The sequence below is a fragment of the Nocardiopsis dassonvillei genome (assembly GCF_964273065.1).
GTDB classification, from domain to species: domain Bacteria; phylum Actinomycetota; class Actinomycetes; order Streptosporangiales; family Streptosporangiaceae; genus Nocardiopsis; species Nocardiopsis dassonvillei_B.
Map to the genome: position 1 here is coordinate 5,067,438 of NZ_OZ186815.1, position 14,215 is coordinate 5,081,652.

At 74.6% G+C, this 14,215-nt stretch carries 14 protein-coding genes; 9 read left to right on the forward strand and 5 right to left on the reverse strand.

Annotated elements, in window-relative coordinates; all coding sequences use genetic code 11:
• Positions 1-175: 175 nt before the first annotated feature.
• From ACSUPR_RS22690 to ACSUPR_RS22710, 5 genes are all read left to right on the forward strand, one after another.
• Positions 176-1,699, forward strand: coding sequence for an ABC transporter substrate-binding protein (locus tag ACSUPR_RS22690; RefSeq protein WP_436886737.1), 1,524 nt, complete (start codon positions 176-178; stop codon positions 1,697-1,699).
• 3 nt (positions 1,700-1,702) lie between these two features.
• The gene (locus ACSUPR_RS22695; protein WP_436886738.1) at positions 1,703-2,644 is read left to right on the forward strand and encodes an ABC transporter permease; all 942 of its coding nucleotides are present in this window, start codon (positions 1,703-1,705) and stop codon (positions 2,642-2,644) included.
• On the forward strand, positions 2,641-4,443 hold the full coding sequence (locus ACSUPR_RS22700; protein WP_436886739.1) for a dipeptide/oligopeptide/nickel ABC transporter permease/ATP-binding protein: 1,803 nt from the start codon (positions 2,641-2,643) through the stop codon (positions 4,441-4,443). Before ACSUPR_RS22695 ends, ACSUPR_RS22700 begins: the two co-directional genes overlap by 4 nt.
• A gap of 175 nt (positions 4,444-4,618) precedes the next feature.
• Positions 4,619-5,461, forward strand: coding sequence for an ABC transporter ATP-binding protein (locus tag ACSUPR_RS22705; RefSeq protein ID WP_436886740.1), 843 nt, complete (start codon positions 4,619-4,621; stop codon positions 5,459-5,461).
• The gene (locus tag ACSUPR_RS22710; RefSeq protein ID WP_436886741.1) at positions 5,445-6,965 is read left to right on the forward strand and encodes a family 20 glycosylhydrolase; all 1,521 of its coding nucleotides are present in this window, start codon (positions 5,445-5,447) and stop codon (positions 6,963-6,965) included. Before ACSUPR_RS22705 ends, ACSUPR_RS22710 begins: the two co-directional genes overlap by 17 nt.
• A 257-nt stretch (positions 6,966-7,222) precedes the next feature.
• Here ACSUPR_RS22710 and ACSUPR_RS22715 read toward each other — a convergent pair whose 3' ends face one another.
• Positions 7,223-8,050, reverse strand: coding sequence for an NAD-dependent epimerase/dehydratase family protein (locus tag ACSUPR_RS22715; protein WP_436886742.1), 828 nt, complete (start codon positions 8,048-8,050; stop codon positions 7,223-7,225).
• 86 nt (positions 8,051-8,136) lie between these two features.
• On the opposite strand from ACSUPR_RS22715, the gene ACSUPR_RS22720 reads away from it, so the two are divergent.
• The 3 genes from ACSUPR_RS22720 to ACSUPR_RS22730 all read left to right on the forward strand — a co-directional run bounded on the left by ACSUPR_RS22720 (position 8,137) and on the right by ACSUPR_RS22730 (position 10,775).
• On the forward strand, positions 8,137-9,078 hold the full coding sequence (locus ACSUPR_RS22720) for an AraC family transcriptional regulator (RefSeq protein WP_436886743.1): 942 nt from the start codon (positions 8,137-8,139) through the stop codon (positions 9,076-9,078).
• A gap of 136 nt (positions 9,079-9,214) precedes the next feature.
• Entirely contained in the window at positions 9,215-9,985 is a 771-nt protein-coding gene (locus ACSUPR_RS22725) for a class I SAM-dependent methyltransferase (protein ID WP_436886744.1), read from the forward strand.
• A gap of 307 nt (positions 9,986-10,292) precedes the next feature.
• The gene (locus ACSUPR_RS22730; RefSeq protein ID WP_436886745.1) at positions 10,293-10,775 is read left to right on the forward strand and encodes a DUF1269 domain-containing protein; all 483 of its coding nucleotides are present in this window, start codon (positions 10,293-10,295) and stop codon (positions 10,773-10,775) included.
• 103 nt (positions 10,776-10,878) lie between these two features.
• On the opposite strand, the gene ACSUPR_RS22735 is transcribed toward ACSUPR_RS22730, so the two are convergent.
• The 3 genes from ACSUPR_RS22735 to ACSUPR_RS22745 form a co-directional block, all read right to left on the reverse strand.
• A complete protein-coding gene (locus ACSUPR_RS22735) occupies positions 10,879-11,787 on the reverse strand; it encodes a GlxA family transcriptional regulator (protein ID WP_436886746.1) in 909 nt (302 codons plus the stop codon).
• Between the two features lie 7 nt (positions 11,788-11,794).
• On the reverse strand, positions 11,795-12,382 hold the full coding sequence (locus ACSUPR_RS22740; protein WP_436886747.1) for an isochorismatase family protein: 588 nt from the start codon (positions 12,380-12,382) through the stop codon (positions 11,795-11,797).
• Between the two features lie 68 nt (positions 12,383-12,450).
• Positions 12,451-12,945 carry an N-acetyltransferase family protein gene (locus ACSUPR_RS22745; RefSeq protein ID WP_436886748.1) on the reverse strand — a complete coding sequence of 165 codons (495 nt, stop codon included), beginning with the start codon at positions 12,943-12,945 and terminating at the stop codon, positions 12,451-12,453.
• 123 nt (positions 12,946-13,068) lie between these two features.
• On the opposite strand from ACSUPR_RS22745, the gene ACSUPR_RS22750 reads away from it, so the two are divergent.
• On the forward strand, positions 13,069-13,293 hold the full coding sequence (locus ACSUPR_RS22750; RefSeq protein ID WP_436886749.1) for a helix-turn-helix domain-containing protein: 225 nt from the start codon (positions 13,069-13,071) through the stop codon (positions 13,291-13,293).
• Between the two features lie 59 nt (positions 13,294-13,352).
• On the opposite strand, the gene ACSUPR_RS22755 is transcribed toward ACSUPR_RS22750, so the two are convergent.
• Positions 13,353-14,201: a TIGR03619 family F420-dependent LLM class oxidoreductase gene (locus ACSUPR_RS22755; protein ID WP_436886750.1), complete on the reverse strand. Its 849-nt coding sequence runs from the start codon at positions 14,199-14,201 to the stop codon at positions 13,353-13,355.
• Positions 14,202-14,215: the final 14 nt, after the last annotated feature.

A 14,215-nucleotide genomic window follows, 5' to 3' on the forward strand; every position in this document is an offset into this window, starting at 1 on the left:
GCTAAGAGGTTATGGCTCCGGCGCCCGTGTTCCCGCTGCTCGAAGGCCCTTCCTGGCCCGCTCCCGAGTGGTGTACGGTGTGCGTCACAAAACCTACCACGTGGTTAATTTGTGATTCACGTCTCCTATACGACCTTCGGGTGCCCCGCCCCGGACCTCCCCCACGGAGAGACACATGCAGAGGAAGACCGGCCTCACCACAGCCGCCGCCGTCGGCGCGGCGACGCTCCTGCTGACCGGCTGCGCCGCGGAAGGGGGCGACTCCGGCTCCCCGACCCTGTCCATCGCGACGATGACGTTCCCGCAGAGCCTCGACCCGGCCGAGGCGATGGGGTCGGCGCTGCCCTACTACCAAGCGGTCTACGACACGCTGGTCAAGCGTGAGCCGGACGGCTCCTACACGCCGATGCTGGCGACCGGGTGGTCCTACGACGACACACTCACCGAGCTGAGCCTGACCCTGCGCGAGGACGTCGCCTTCGACGACGGCACCCCGTTCGACGGCGAGGCGGTCAAGGCCAACCTGGAGCGGTTCCGCGACGCCGGGGGCGGCCAGGCGGCGACCATGGCCTCCCTGGAGGAGGTCGAGGTGGTCGACGCGACCCACGTCGTCCTGCACCTGTCCCAGCCCAACCCGGCGATGCTCTTCTACCTCAGCGACGCCGCCGGCCTGATGGCCAACCCGGCCGCGTTCGAGGAGGAGGGCCTGGGCACGGACCCGGACGGGACCGGCCCCTACGAGCTGGACACCGGCCGGACCGCCGTCGGCACCACGTGGGTCTTCACCCGTGCCGACGGCTACTGGGGCGAGGAACCGCCCTACGACGAGATCTCGATCGGGTACTTCGACAACGAGACCGCCATCGTCAACGGGCTGCGCACCGGCCAGATCAACGCAGCCCTCGTCCAGACCGCCGACCAGCAGCAGGTCGTGAGCGGCGACGCGGCCCTGGAGACCGTCCCGCAGAGCATCGACTACCAGGGGATCATCCTCTTCGACCGGGACGGCGCACTGGTCCCGGAGCTGGCCGAGCCGAAGGTGCGCCAGGCCATCGCCCACGCCCTGGACCGCGAGACCATGCTCGAACAGCTGCGCGGCGGGCAGGGCGAGATCACCGACCAGGTCTTCGGCACCGAGACGGCCGCCTACGACCCCGCACTCGACTCCCGCTACCCCTACGACCCGGACCGGGCTCGGGAACTGCTGGAGGAGGCCGGGTACGCCGAAGGCTTCTCCCTCACCCTGCCCCGGATCGCCGCCATCGTCCCCGACGCCATGGCCGCCAGCATCAGGACCGACCTGGACGCCGTCGGCATCGACCTGGCCTGGGAGGACCTCGAACAGGGCAACGCGCTGTCGCGGATCTTCGTCGACCAGGCCTTCCCCGGCATGGTCATGAACAACGCCCAGCCCGCCGAGGACTGGATCACCGTCGCCGAACTCGTGCTGCCCGGCACCTTCAACCACCGCGGCAACACCGACGAGACAGTGCAGGAGCTGACCGCCGAACTCCAGAACGCGCCCGCGGGAGAGGGCGACGAGGCCGCCCGGGAACTCAACCGGCACCTGGTCGAACAGGCCTGGTTCGTGCCCTTCTACCGGATGCGGTACCTGCACGTCACCGACGGCACCGTTGCCGTGGAACCCCAGTCGGGCATGGCCGTGCCGTCCCTGTACAACTACACCCCCGTCGACTGACCCATGGCGCTCTTCGTCCTGAGGAGGGCGGGGTCGGCGCTGCTGCTCCTGCTCGTGGTCTCCGCCCTCTCCTTCACCCTGCTGTCGGTCCCCGACCTGGACGTCGGACGCCAGCTCCTGGGGCCCGGAGCCGCCCAGGAGCTGGTCGACGCCCGCAACGCCGCCCTGGGACTGGACCGGCCGGTCGTCGTCCGCTACCTCGACTGGCTCCTGTCCGCCGCCCGCGGCGACCTGGGGACCTCCTGGTTCACCGGAGAGGACGTCTCCCGGGCCATCGGCAACCGGCTCCCCGTCACCCTCAGCCTCATGGTGGGCGTGACCCTGGTGACCGCCGTCGCCTCCTTCGGCCTGGGAGTGTGGGCCGGCGTGCGCCGCGGCTTCGTCGACAGGATCGTGCAGGTGGTCGGCGTCATCGGCTACGCCCTGCCCGGATTCCTGGTCACCCTCGTGATCGTGCTGGTGTTCGCGGTGCAGCTGCGCTGGTTCCCCGCCATCGGCTACATCCCGCCGAGCAGATCAGTGAGCGGCTGGCTGAGCACCATCACCCTTCCGGTCCTGTCCCTGTCCATCGCCTCCGTGGCCGGGGTCTCCCAGCAGGTCCGCAGCTCGGTGATCGAGGTGCTGGGCCGCGACCACGTGCGCACCCTGCGCGCCCGCGGACTGCCCTCCGGACGGGTGGTGTTCCGGCACGTGCTCCGCAGCGCCGCCACCCCCGCGCTCACCGTGCTGGGCCTGCAGTTCGTCGGCCTGCTCGGCGGCGCCGTCCTGGTCGAGCAGATCTTCGGCCTGCCCGGCATCGGTGCCATGACCGTCCAGTACACGACCCGCGGCGACGTCCCCGTGATCATGGGCCTGGTGATGATGACGGTGATCGGCGTCGTCGTCATCAACCTCCTCGTGGACGTCCTCGTCGGCTGGCTCGACCCGAAGGCGAGGCTCGCGTGACCGAGCAGAACACCCCCGCGGCGACCGTCGCGGACACCGAGTCGCCCGCGGACACCGCGGTCCCCGCGCCCCCGCGGCGCACCGGGGTGGGGCGGCGGTTCCTCACCGACCCCCAGGCCGTCCTGTCCTGCCTGGTCCTGCTGGTGATCGCGGGCCTGGTGCTGTTCGCCCCCTGGGCGACCCCGCACGACCCCGACGCCGCGAACCTGCGCGACGCCTTCGGCCCGCCCGGCGGCGGGCACCTGCTCGGCTTCGACTCCGCGGGCCGGGACGTGTGGGCCCGCCTGCTGTACGGCGGGCGCAACACCCTGGGCGGGGCACTGCTGGCCGTCGCCGTCGCCCTGGCCGTCGGGGTGCCCGCGGGCCTGGCCGCCGGATACCACGGCGGCTGGTTCGACACCGCCTCCGGATGGGTCGTCAACCTGGTCATGGCGCTGCCCGCCATGGTCGTCCTGCTCGCCTCCCGCGCCGTTCTGGGCCCCACCGTCTGGGTGCTCATGATCGTGCTCGGCCTGCTCGTCTCGCCCTCCTTCTACCGCCTGGTGCGGGGCGTCGTCGCCGGGGTGCGCGGCGAGCTGTACGTGGACGCCGCCAGGGTGTCCGGGCTGGGCGACCTGCGCATCATCGCCCGCCACGTGCTGGTGGTCGTACGCGCGCCCGTCATCATCCAGACCTCGCTGGTCGCCGGGCTGGCCATCGGCCTCCAGGCGGGCCTGGAGTTCCTGGGCATCGGCAGCGGCTCGCTGCCCACCTGGGGCGCGATGCTCAACGAGGCGTTCACCAACATCCAGCGGGCGCCGCTGTTCATGCTGTGGCCCGGTCTGGCGCTCGGCCTCACCAGCGCCGCGCTGGTCCTGCTGGCCGGGGCGATGCGCGACGTTCTGGAGGACCGCGGCGTCGGACCCGTCACGGGGCGCCGGCTGCACCGGGCCGCCGCCGACGCCCCCACCACCCTGGAGACCGCCGGGGAGCGCGCCGACCTGCTGTCGGTGCGCGACCTCGCGGTCGCCTACGCGCGCACCGACGGCTCCGCCACCGAGGTCGTCCACGGAGTCGACCTCGACGTGCGACGCGGCGAGGTCCTCGGCCTGGTGGGCGAGTCCGGCTCGGGCAAGTCCCAGACCGCGTTCTCGGTGCTGGGCCTGCTGCCCGTCGGCGGCCGCGTGGTCCGCGGCAGCATCCTCGTCGACGGGGTCGAGGCCGTCGGTGCGGGCGAGCGCACCCTGCGGGGCCTGCGCGGCGCCACCGTCGGTTACATCCCGCAGGAACCGATGAGCAACCTCGACCCCGCGTTCACCGTGGGCGACCACCTCACCGAACCCCTGCGGGTCCGCGGCGGACTGAACCGGGCGCAGGCCCGGGAGAGGGCCCTGGAGCTGCTGCGCCAGGTGGAGATCCCCGACCCGGAACGGGTCATGGCCGCCTACCCGCACCAGATCTCCGGCGGCATGGCCCAGCGGGTCCTCATCGCCGGGGCGATCTCGCTCGACCCCGCCCTGCTCGTCGCCGACGAGCCCACCACCGCCCTGGACGTCACCGTCCAGGCCGAGGTGCTGGCGCTGCTCCGGCGCCTGCAGGCCGAACGCGGCATGGGCGTCCTGCTGGTCACCCACGACCTCGGCGTGGTCGCCGACCTGTGCGACCGGGTCGCCGTCATGAGCGGCGGTCGCATCGTGGAGACCGGTACCGCCGCCGACCTCCTCACCCGGCCGGAGCACCCCTACACGCGGCGGCTGCTCGACGCGGTCCCCGACGACGCCCCGGCCCGCGCCCCCAGGACCCCGGAGGCCCCCCGATGACCGGCACCACGCACACCCCCGCGCCTCCACGCACCGACGGCCCCGGCGGCCGCGGCTCCCCCGAACCGCGGATACCCCGGCCCCGGGCGCCCGGACACGGCTCCGGCCCGGGCGCCGCACGGCGGCGCACCGGCCCCGCCGACCACATCGGCCACGACGGACGGGAGACGGACGCATGAGCGGAAACGGAGCCCTGCTGGAGGTGCGCGACCTTCGGGTGTCCTTCCCCGGCCGGAACCGGCGGACACCGCGCACCGAGGTCCTGAAGGGGGTCTCCCTGGACATCCGGCCGGGGGAGACCCTCGGCCTGGTGGGGGAGTCGGGCTCGGGCAAGTCCACCATCGGCCGGGCGATCCTGGGCCTGGTCCCCGTCGCGGACGGCACCATCACGTTCGCCGGGGAGCAGATCGAGCGCGCCGGACGGCGGCGGCGACGCGCCCTGAGCCGGGAGATCCAGGTGGTCTTCCAGGACCCCTACACCTCGCTCAACCCGTCCCTGCTCATCGGCGACACCCTCGCCGAACCCCTCGTAGCCCAGGGAACGCCCGCCCGGCGGGCCCGGGAGCGGGTCGCCGACCTGCTCGACCGGGTGGCGCTCCCCGCCGACGCTGCGCACCGCCTGCCCCGGGAGTTCTCCGGAGGCCAGCGCCAGCGGGTGGCCATCGCCCGCGCCCTGGCCGTCGAACCCCGGCTGATCGTCTGCGACGAGCCGGTGTCCGCGCTGGACCTCACCACCCAGCGGACCGTCACGGACCTGCTGCTGGACATCCAGGAACGCACCGGCGTCTCCTACCTGTTCGTGTCGCACGACCTGTCGGTGGTGCGCGCGCTCAGCCACCGGGTGACGGTGATCCACCGCGGAGAGCTGGTGGAGACCGGCCCCGCCGAGCGGGTCACCCGCGACCCCGAACATCCCTACACACAGCGGCTTCTGCTGTCCGCCCCGGTCGCCGACCCGGACCGCCAGCGCGAGCGCCGTGCCGAATACGAGAGGCGATTCCGTGCCCCTGCTTCCTGAGGCCGTCGGCCTCGTCCCCCCGCCCGTCACCGCTCCCGCCGGCCCGCCGGTGCTGGTCGGGAGCGGTCGTCGGATCACCCTGTCCGGGGCGCCCGCCGACGCCGCCGCCTGGTTCGCCGACCTCGCCGGGCGGCTGCACGGCGTGCGGGTGGAGGAGGTCGCCGAGGGCGGCGACGTCCACGTGGCCCGCGGCGGGGTGACCGAGGTGCCCCCGGCCGCCGGGATCGACCCCCGGTCCGTGTCCGCCGACGAGCGGCACCGCGTGGACATCGCCCCCGGCGGGGTGCGCGTGACCGCGGCCTCGGACGAGGCCGCGTTCCGGGCGCTCACCGCCCTGGCCCAGGTCCTGCACGCGGACGGGACCGTGCACGCGCCCGGCGGGACCCTCGCCGACGGGCCCCGGTACGCCTGGCGGGGACTGTCCCTGGACGTGGCGCGGCACTTCTTCACCGCCGAGGAGGTGCGCCGGATCATCGATCTGCTCGCCCTGTACCGGTTCAGTGTGCTGCACCTGCACCTGACCGACAACGAGGGGTGGCGGGTGGAGTCGGCGGCGTGGCCCCGGCTCACCGCGGGCGGGCCGCACTACACCCGCGCCGGGTTCGCGGAGCTGGTGGAGTACGCCGCCCGGCGGTACGTCACGGTGGTGCCCGAGGTGGACCTGCCGGGCCACACCGGCGCCGCGTTCGACGCCTACCCCGAGCTCCAGGGCGACCTCCCGGTGCTCCACCCCCGCGTGCGGTTCCTGCACCCGGACGTGCCCGCCGCCCGGGACTTCGCCCGTGACGTCATCGAGGAGTTCGCGTCGCTGAGCCCGGGGCCGTTCCTGCACATCGGCGGGGACGAGCCCTTCGGCATGGAGCACGGCGACTACGTCCGCTTCGTCCGCCACGCCCACGCCTGCGCCCGGGCGGCGGGCAAGCGGGTGGTGGCCTGGCAGGAGGCCGCCCGGGCCGGGGTGATGGACGGAGAGGACGTCCTCCAGTACTGGATCGGTGCCCCGGACGAGTTCGACCCCGAGAGCATCAAGCGGCAGGTGCCCGAGGAGTTCCACGCCCTGGTCGACCGGGCCGCCGAGACGTTCCGGATCTCCCCGGGGGACGTACCCGCGGGTGCCGCGGCAGGGGTGCCGGTGCTGGTCTCGCCCAACTCGGTCCTCTACCTCGACCGCCCCTACGCCGAGCCGGCCGCCGCCGAACAGGAGGGGATGCGGGCCCGGCTCGGCCTGCCCGCCTACCCGCCGATCACCAGGGAGGCGGCCTTCGACTGGGATCCCGGGCGGGCGGCGCCGGACGCCGCCGTCGCCGGTGTGGAGGCCGCGGTCTGGGGGGAGACCCTCACCGGGTTCGACGACCTGGCGTTCCTGCTGCTGCCCCGGCTCGCAGGCGTCGCCGAGAAGGCCTGGAGCCTCCCCACCACCTGGGAGTCCCACGCCCGCCGCCTCTCCGGCCACGAGCGCCACTGGGCCGCACTGGGCTTCGGCGCCCACTACCGCCCCGGGTGATCCGGGCCGGTGGCCGGGTTCCGGGCTCGGGCACCTGACCACCGGTCCACCTGATCCCGGACCCGGCGGCGGGACGCCGGAGCCGGGAGGCGGCGGAGGGGCACCACCGCCCGCCCTTCGCGGCGGTTCGCCCTCCCACCGAGGCGGACGTTCGCCGAGACGGTCCCGCCCGGCCCGGCGCGCGTCGGGCATCCGCCGGGCGAACGCCCCGTCGGCGGCCGACGCCCGCCGCGGCGGTGGACGCCCGTCCGGGCCGGCTACCGCCAGGCGTCCGCCGCGCCCCGGGCGTAGTCGGCGAACGAGGTGGCGGGACGGCCCAGCGCGCGCTCCACCCCGCCGACGGGCTCGGTGTTGCGGCCGTCCAGGATCTCCTCCAGCAGGCCCACCAGGCCGTGCGCCAGCTCCTCGGGAGCGCCCGCGGCCGTCATCGCCGCGACGAACTCCTCCGGCGACACCTCCAGGAAGCGGACCCGCCTGCCGGCCGCCTCGCCCACCACGCGCACCGCCTCGGTGAACGTGATCGCCTCCGGGCCGGTGAGCTCATAGGTCTCGCCGGCGTGCCCGTCCTCGGTCAGGGACAGCAGGGCCGCCCGGGCGACGTCGTCCAGGTCCACGAACGGCTCGGGGACGTCGGGCACCGGCAGGACCAGGGTGCCCTCCAGGACCGGAGGCAGGAAGAAGCTCTCGGAGAAGTTCTGGGCGAAGACCGAGCAGCGCAGCACGGTCGTGCCGGGGAAGGCCTCCCGGACCCTGTCCTCGGCCTCCCGGGCCCCCTTCTCCCCCCGACCGGACAGCAGCGCCATCCGGCGCACGCCCGCCGCGGCGGCGCGCTCGGCGAACGCCGACACCGCCTCGGCGGCGCCGGGGAAGGCCAGGTCGGGGTGGTAGCAGAGGTAGACGCCGGTGACCCCGTCCAGGACGGCGTCCCAGGTGGAGGCGTCATGCCAGTCGAAGCGCGGCTCCCCGGCCCGGGAGCCCACCCGGACCCGGACCCCGGCCTCGGTGAGGAGGGCGCTCACCCGGCGCCCGGTCATGCCGGTGCCGCCGGTGACGAGGATGTGGTCGGTGTTCGTGTTCTCGTTCATGACCCGAGTCCATCAGGCCGGAGCCGGACGGAACATGGTCCGAATACCGGAGGACATAAGAAATCGTCTGACATAGGCTCGGGGCCATGGACCCGCTCTCCCACCTCCTCGACGGGCCCCGGGCCCGGGGCGCCTTCACCCTGCGCGTGGTCATGCGCCCCCCGTGGGGCATCCGGCTGCTCGACCGCTCCGCACTCACCCTCGCCGTGGTGACCTCCGGGCGCGTGTGGGTGGACGTCGGCGACACGGGCGCCGAGGCCGTTGCCGGGGACGTGGTCCTCGTGCGCGGCCCGGACCCCTATTCGTTCTCCGACCGCGGCGGACGCTCCCCAACGGTCACCGTCCACCCGGGGCAGCGCTGCGTGGCGGCCGACGGGCAGGAGGTGCATGTGAGCATGCGCCACGGTGTGGGGACCTGGGGCAACGACCCCGAGGGGCCCGACACCCTGGTCGTCGGCGCCTACGAGGACGACAGCGAGGTCGGCCGCCTGGCCCTGTCAGCCCTGCCCCGCCTGGCGGTGCTGTCGGGCGAGCGCGTCGACCCGGGCCTGGTCTCCCTGCTGGCCAGGGAGGTCACCAGCGCCCGCGTCGCCCAGGCCGGCCTCAACGACCGGCTGTTGGACTGCCTGCTGGTGATGGCGGTCCGAGCCTGGATCGAGGACGCGTCCGACCGCACCCCGAGCTGGCTCAACGCCCGCCGCGACCCGGTGGCGGCCCGCGCCCTGGACCTCGTCCACGAACGCCCGGCCGAGCCGTGGACCCTGGCGGGGCTGGCCCGCGCCTGTGCGGTGTCCCGCTCCACCCTCGCCGACCGCTTCCAGCGGGCGGTGGGCGTCCCTCCCATGACCTACCTGCGCAACTGGCGGCTCACCCTCGCGGGCGACCTGCTCACGGCCCGCCCGGACCTGGGGCTGGAGGCGGTCGCCGCCCGGGTCGGCTACGGCAGCGCCTTCGCCTTCAGCGCCGCCTTCAAACAGCACACCGGGCTCAGCCCCTCCCGCTACCGCGTCCCCGTCCCCGCCCACTGACCCGCGTCCCCGGGGGCCGGTCGTCCCGGCGGCGCGCACGGCGGCCTCCTCTTCGGGATGCGGACCCCGTCCCGTTAGGTTGGTGTCCGGGCCCGCCGCCCGGGCGGGTCGCACGACCCACCGGGAGGCACCGCCGTTGACCGACAGGACCCAGGCCTTCGACCGGCTCACCGACGACTACCGGCGCTTCCGCCCCGGCTACCCCGAGGACGTCACCGAGCGCCTCCGCGAGCACGTCCTGGCCGGGACCGGTGAGCCCCGGCTCCTGCTCGACGTCGGCTCCGGTACCGGGATCTCCACCCGCACCCTGCGCCACCTGTTCGGCCCCGGGCCCCGGGTGGTCGGCGTCGAACCCGGCCGCGCCATGCGCGGGACCGCCGTCGAGGAGGCCGACGGGCTGGAGTACGTGGACGGCCGGGCCGAGGCCCTGCCCTTCCCCGACGGGTCCGCCTCCCTGGTCCTGGCCGCCCAGGCCGTGCACTGGTTCGACCGGCCCGCGTTCTACGCCGAGGCCGCGCGGGTCCTGGCGCCCGGCGGCACCGTCGCGGTCCTTCACAACGACCGCGACTGGGAGTCCAGCGACTTCGTCGACGCCTACGAGGGCCTGCTGGAGAGGTACGGCGACGACTACCGGCGCGACTACCGGGTGTTCGACACGGTGGGGGAGATGAACGCGACGGACGGGCTGGCCGACGCGGTGGAGCACACCACGGCCTGGACCCGCGAACAGGACCTGGAGGGGCTGCTCGGCGGCGCGCTGTCCTCGAGCAAGGTGGCCGCGGTCGTCCGCGCCCTCGGTGAGGACGCCGCCCGCGAGGCGATCACGGCCCTGGCCCGCGACCACTTCCCGGACGGGGCGGTCCGCATCCCCTACGTCACCCGCCTCTTCCTCGCCCGCCGCACCTGAGCCGGGCCGGGAGCGGCGACGACCGGTGGCGGGTGACGGGCGGGGGTGCTGCGGCCGTGGGCCGTCGGTTGAGGGTGGTGGTGGGTGACGGGCGGGGGTGCTGCGGCCGTGGGCCGTCGGTTGAGGGTGGTGGTGGGTGACGGGCGGGGGTGCTGCGGCCGTGGGCCGCCGGTTGAGGGTGGTGGGTGACGGGCGGGCTTTGCCGACCGCCGCCCCCCTCCTGGCATTGCCCCGCCCCGCCCCCGGGAAGGGTTCCGCCGATCGGGTCCGACACCCGGACCCGGTGACGAGGGGAGAACGCACACCCATGGCACAGCTCATCGTCCTCGGCGTGGCCGACCGGGACACCGCCGAACGCGCCCTGGACCTTGCCGCCGACCTCAACAAGCAGCAGCTGCTCCGGCTGGAGGACGCCGCCTACGCCTACAAGGACGACAAGGGCCGCCCCCGCATCCAGCAGACCGTGAGCACCACCGCCGCGGGCGCGACGGGCGGCGCCCTGTGGGGCACCCTCATCGGCCTGATCTTCCTCAACCCCCTGCTGGGCATGGCCGTCGGCGCGGCCACCGGCGCCGTGGCGGGCAAACTCACCGACGTCGGTATCGACGACGACGTGATCAAGCAGATCGGCACCCACCTGGAGGACGGCCGCGCCGCGGTCTTCCTGCTCGCCGACATCAACACCGCCGACCGCGTCATCGACGCCTTCAAGCCGCTCCGGCCCACCGTCATCCAGACCAACCTGTCCAAGGACGACGAGCACCAGCTCATCGAGGCACTGCGGTCCTGACCGCGGCTCCGGGACCCGCCGCGCCGCGGCGGGTCCTCCCGCGTCCGGCCCCGGCGTCCCGCCCGGGACGCGTCGGGCGGACCCCGTACGGGCCGGGCTCCGGTCAGGCCGGGCGTGAGCGCAGGCGGCGCAGCATGCGGGCGTCGCGGAAGCCCACGGCCCGGGCGGCGGCCTCCGCCGTCTCGCCCGTCCCGATCAGGTGCTCGGCGTGCTCCAGGCGCAACCCCTGCTGGTACCGCAGCGGCGTGAGCCCGGTCGCCGCCGTGAACAGCCGGGTCAGCGTCCGCTCGCTCACCCGCGCCGTCGCGGCGAGCTCCGCCAGCGGCAGCGGTTCGCGGAACCGGGCGTCGATGACGTCCTGCACCCGGTGCACCGCGTCCACCAGGTGCCCCCGGTGACGCAGCATCACCCCGGCCTGCGGCTCGTCGCCGTTGCGGCGGGCGTACACCACCATCTCCCGGGCGACCGCGGCCGCCGCCGAGGGGCCGTGCCGTACGGTGACCAGGTGCAGGGCCAGGTCGATGCCGCTGGCGATGCCCGCCGAGGTGATCACGCCGCCGTCGGCCACATAGAGCACGTCGGGCACCACCCGGGCCTCGGGGAACCGGCGGGCCAGCAGGTCCTGGAGCCCGTGGTGGGTGGTGCAGCGCCGACCGTCCAGCAAACCGGCCTCGCCCAGGGCGAAGGCGCCCGAGCACACGCTCGCCACCGTCCCGCCCGCCGCCCGGTGGGCGGACAGCGCGGCGGCCTGCCCCTCGGTCAGCACCCGGTAGGGCACGCGCCCGCCCGCCCGCCACCCCGGAACGACCACCAGGTCGCCGGGGGAGGACGGCAGTTCGTCGGTGGACACCCGCAGGGCCAGGCCCTGCGCGGTGACCACCTCCTCCCGCGCCGCGCTGTAGCGGACCTCGTAACCCAGGCCCAGGTCGGCGGCGGTGGAGAACACCTGTGCCGGACCGGCCAGGTCCAGCAGGTGCACGCCCGGGGTGAGGAGGAAACCGACGGTGCTCACGATCCGGTCAGTCTACGCCGACCACCTCGGCGACCGTGGCGATGCGCGCGAACCGCCCCGACAGCGCGTACACGGTGCGGGTGACGACGTCCTCCGTGCCCAGGGTGAGCGGGTCGGCGAGGATCTCCGCCAGCGCCCGTCCCCGCGGCGAGCCCGGAGCCTGGATCGGCTCGGTGGCGGTGGCGTCCACCACGAAGGTGACCCCGTATCCCAGGTCCGACGCGGCCCGGGCGGTGGTCTCGCAGCACTGCTCGGTGCGGATGCCGCAGACCGCCACCTCCGACACCCCCCAGCCGTCGAGGATCCGCTGCAGGTCGGTGCCGCCGAAGGCGCTGTGCACGGTCTTTCGCAGCACCGGCTCGCCCTCCCGCGGTTCGAGCCCGTCCAGGGGCTCCACGAACCCGAGGTCGGGGTCGAACACGGTGCCGGTCCCCGGTTCGGTGTGCAGGATCCACACCACCCGGTCGCCGCGCCCGCGGGCGTGCTCCACGAGCGCGGCGACGTCGTCGGCGACGTCGGGGTTGGAGGAGGCCTGCCAGGTCTCCCTCCGGAGGAAGGACTTCTGGGTGTCGACCACAAGGAGTGCTCTCGTCATGTCCCGATCCTCCCGTGCCGCCCCCGCCCCCGACAGGCACGATCGGGGCCGCCACCGGAACGATCCGGTCAGCCGAGCCGCTTCTTGAAACCCAGGTGCGAGGCCTCGTGGCCCAGGCGCTCGTAGAACCGGTGGGCGTCCTCGCGCTTCCGGTCGGAGGTGAGCTGGACCAGCACCGCGCCCCGGTTCCGGGCCGCCCGCTCCACCCACTCCATGAACGCCGTCCCCAGGCCGGTGCCGCGCTCGCTCCCGTGCACCCGCACCGCCTCCACCTGCACCCGCAGCGACCCCCGCCGGGACAGCCCGGGGATGAACGTCAGCTGGAGGGTGCCCACGACCCGGTCGCCCCGGCGCAGCACCGCCAGGAACTGGTTCGGGTCGGCGTCGATCTCCTGGAACGCCCGCCGGTACACCTCCGGCTCGTCCGGAGACTCCCGGGAGGCGCCCAGCCGGTCGTCGGCGAGAAGCCGCACGATCGCCGGAACGTCCTCGAACCGGGCGCGGTCCACGACCACCCCGGGCACCAGCTCCTCCGTCGCGGGTACCGCGTCGCCGTGTCCCACACGCTCTCCTTCGTCCGGCCATCGGATCGCCCCCACGGTGCCACAGCCCCCCGCCCCGCTCGACCGGCGGGGCAGGGTCCTCCCCTCCGTGCGGCCGCCGCGGGCCTCGAATAAAGTCGGTCCATGGACGTCGAGCGGTTGACCGACCTGGCCCGCGCCACCGAGAACGCCGACCCCCTGGTGGGGCTGGACGCCACGGTGCTCATGCGCAAGGAGATGGAGCGCCTGGAGGCGGTCCTGGTGCGCCGCGCCCGCAACCAGGGGGCCACCTGGGAACGGATCGCCGAGGCGCTGGGCGTGTCCAAGCAGGCGGTCCACAAGAAGTACCGGGGCGGCCTCCTCGGCTGAGCCCCGCGTCCGGGGTCCGGCCCCGGCTCCGGCGGCCCCGCCGGGGTCCGCGGGCGCGGTCAGGCCGACCGGCGCACCGCCGCGGCGAACCGCTCCATCCGCTCCCCGAACCCCTCCCACTCCCCGAACCACACCGCCACGGCGTCCGCTCCCGCCTGCTCCAGGGCGCGGTACAGGTCCACGGCCGGCCCGAGGTCCGCATCCGCGCCGGACCAGGCGATGCGGGCCTGTGCCCGTACGGGGCGCCCGGCCAGCTCCCGCAGCCGGTCCCGTCGGCGGGCGAACCCGGCGGCGTCCAGGCCCACCGCCTGCCAGGCGTCGGCCAGGGCGGCGGCCCGGGCCAGCGCGGGTTCCGAGGTGCCGCCCACCGTCACCGGCAGGGGTGAGGCGGGGCGGGGCTCGAACACGCCCCGCTCGTAGGAGTGGAAACGTCCCCGGAAGGCCCCCTCCCCCTCGAAGAGGTGCCGCAGCAGCCGGAGCACCTCGTCGGTGCGGGCGCCGCGTCCGGCGAAGTCCGCGCCCACCGCGGCGAACTCCTCCCGGGACCAGCCGACCCCCACCCCCAGTACGAAGCGCCCGCCGGACAGGGCGTGCAGGGTCGCCGCCTGCTTGGCGAGGGTGAACGGGTCGCGCATCGGCGCGACCAGCACCGACGTGCCCAGCCCGACCCGCTCGGTGCGTGCGGCCAGGTGGGCCAGGGTCACCAGCGGCTCGTACACGCCGCCGAAGGTCCTCCCGTAGGGCTCGGGCGGGAGCAGGTGGTCGGGCAGCCACAGGGTGTCCGCCCCCAGGCCCTCGGCCCGCAGCGCGAGCTCGGTCAGGACCCGCGGAGGCATCTCCGGGGACTCGTCGGGCAGGACCACCTGGAAGCGGGCCGCGGGTGCCGCGGCGGAGGGCTGTTCGCTCATGCGCCGAACGTAGG

Coding starts and splice junctions, on each gene's coding strand:
- ACSUPR_RS22740 (WP_436886747.1), bottom strand. CDS start 12,382: ATGACGAGAGCACTCCTTGTGGTCGACACCCAGAAGTCCTTCCTCCGG.
- ACSUPR_RS22705 (WP_436886740.1), top strand. CDS start 4,619: ATGAGCGGAAACGGAGCCCTGCTGGAGGTGCGCGACCTTCGGGTGTCC.
- ACSUPR_RS22720 (WP_436886743.1), top strand. CDS start 8,137: ATGGACCCGCTCTCCCACCTCCTCGACGGGCCCCGGGCCCGGGGCGCC.
- ACSUPR_RS22755 (WP_436886750.1), bottom strand. CDS start 14,201: ATGAGCGAACAGCCCTCCGCCGCGGCACCCGCGGCCCGCTTCCAGGTG.
- ACSUPR_RS22690 (WP_436886737.1), top strand. CDS start 176: ATGCAGAGGAAGACCGGCCTCACCACAGCCGCCGCCGTCGGCGCGGCG.
- ACSUPR_RS22750 (WP_436886749.1), top strand. CDS start 13,069: ATGGACGTCGAGCGGTTGACCGACCTGGCCCGCGCCACCGAGAACGCC.
- ACSUPR_RS22730 (WP_436886745.1), top strand. CDS start 10,293: ATGGCACAGCTCATCGTCCTCGGCGTGGCCGACCGGGACACCGCCGAA.
- ACSUPR_RS22695 (WP_436886738.1), top strand. CDS start 1,703: ATGGCGCTCTTCGTCCTGAGGAGGGCGGGGTCGGCGCTGCTGCTCCTG.
- ACSUPR_RS22715 (WP_436886742.1), bottom strand. CDS start 8,050: ATGAACGAGAACACGAACACCGACCACATCCTCGTCACCGGCGGCACC.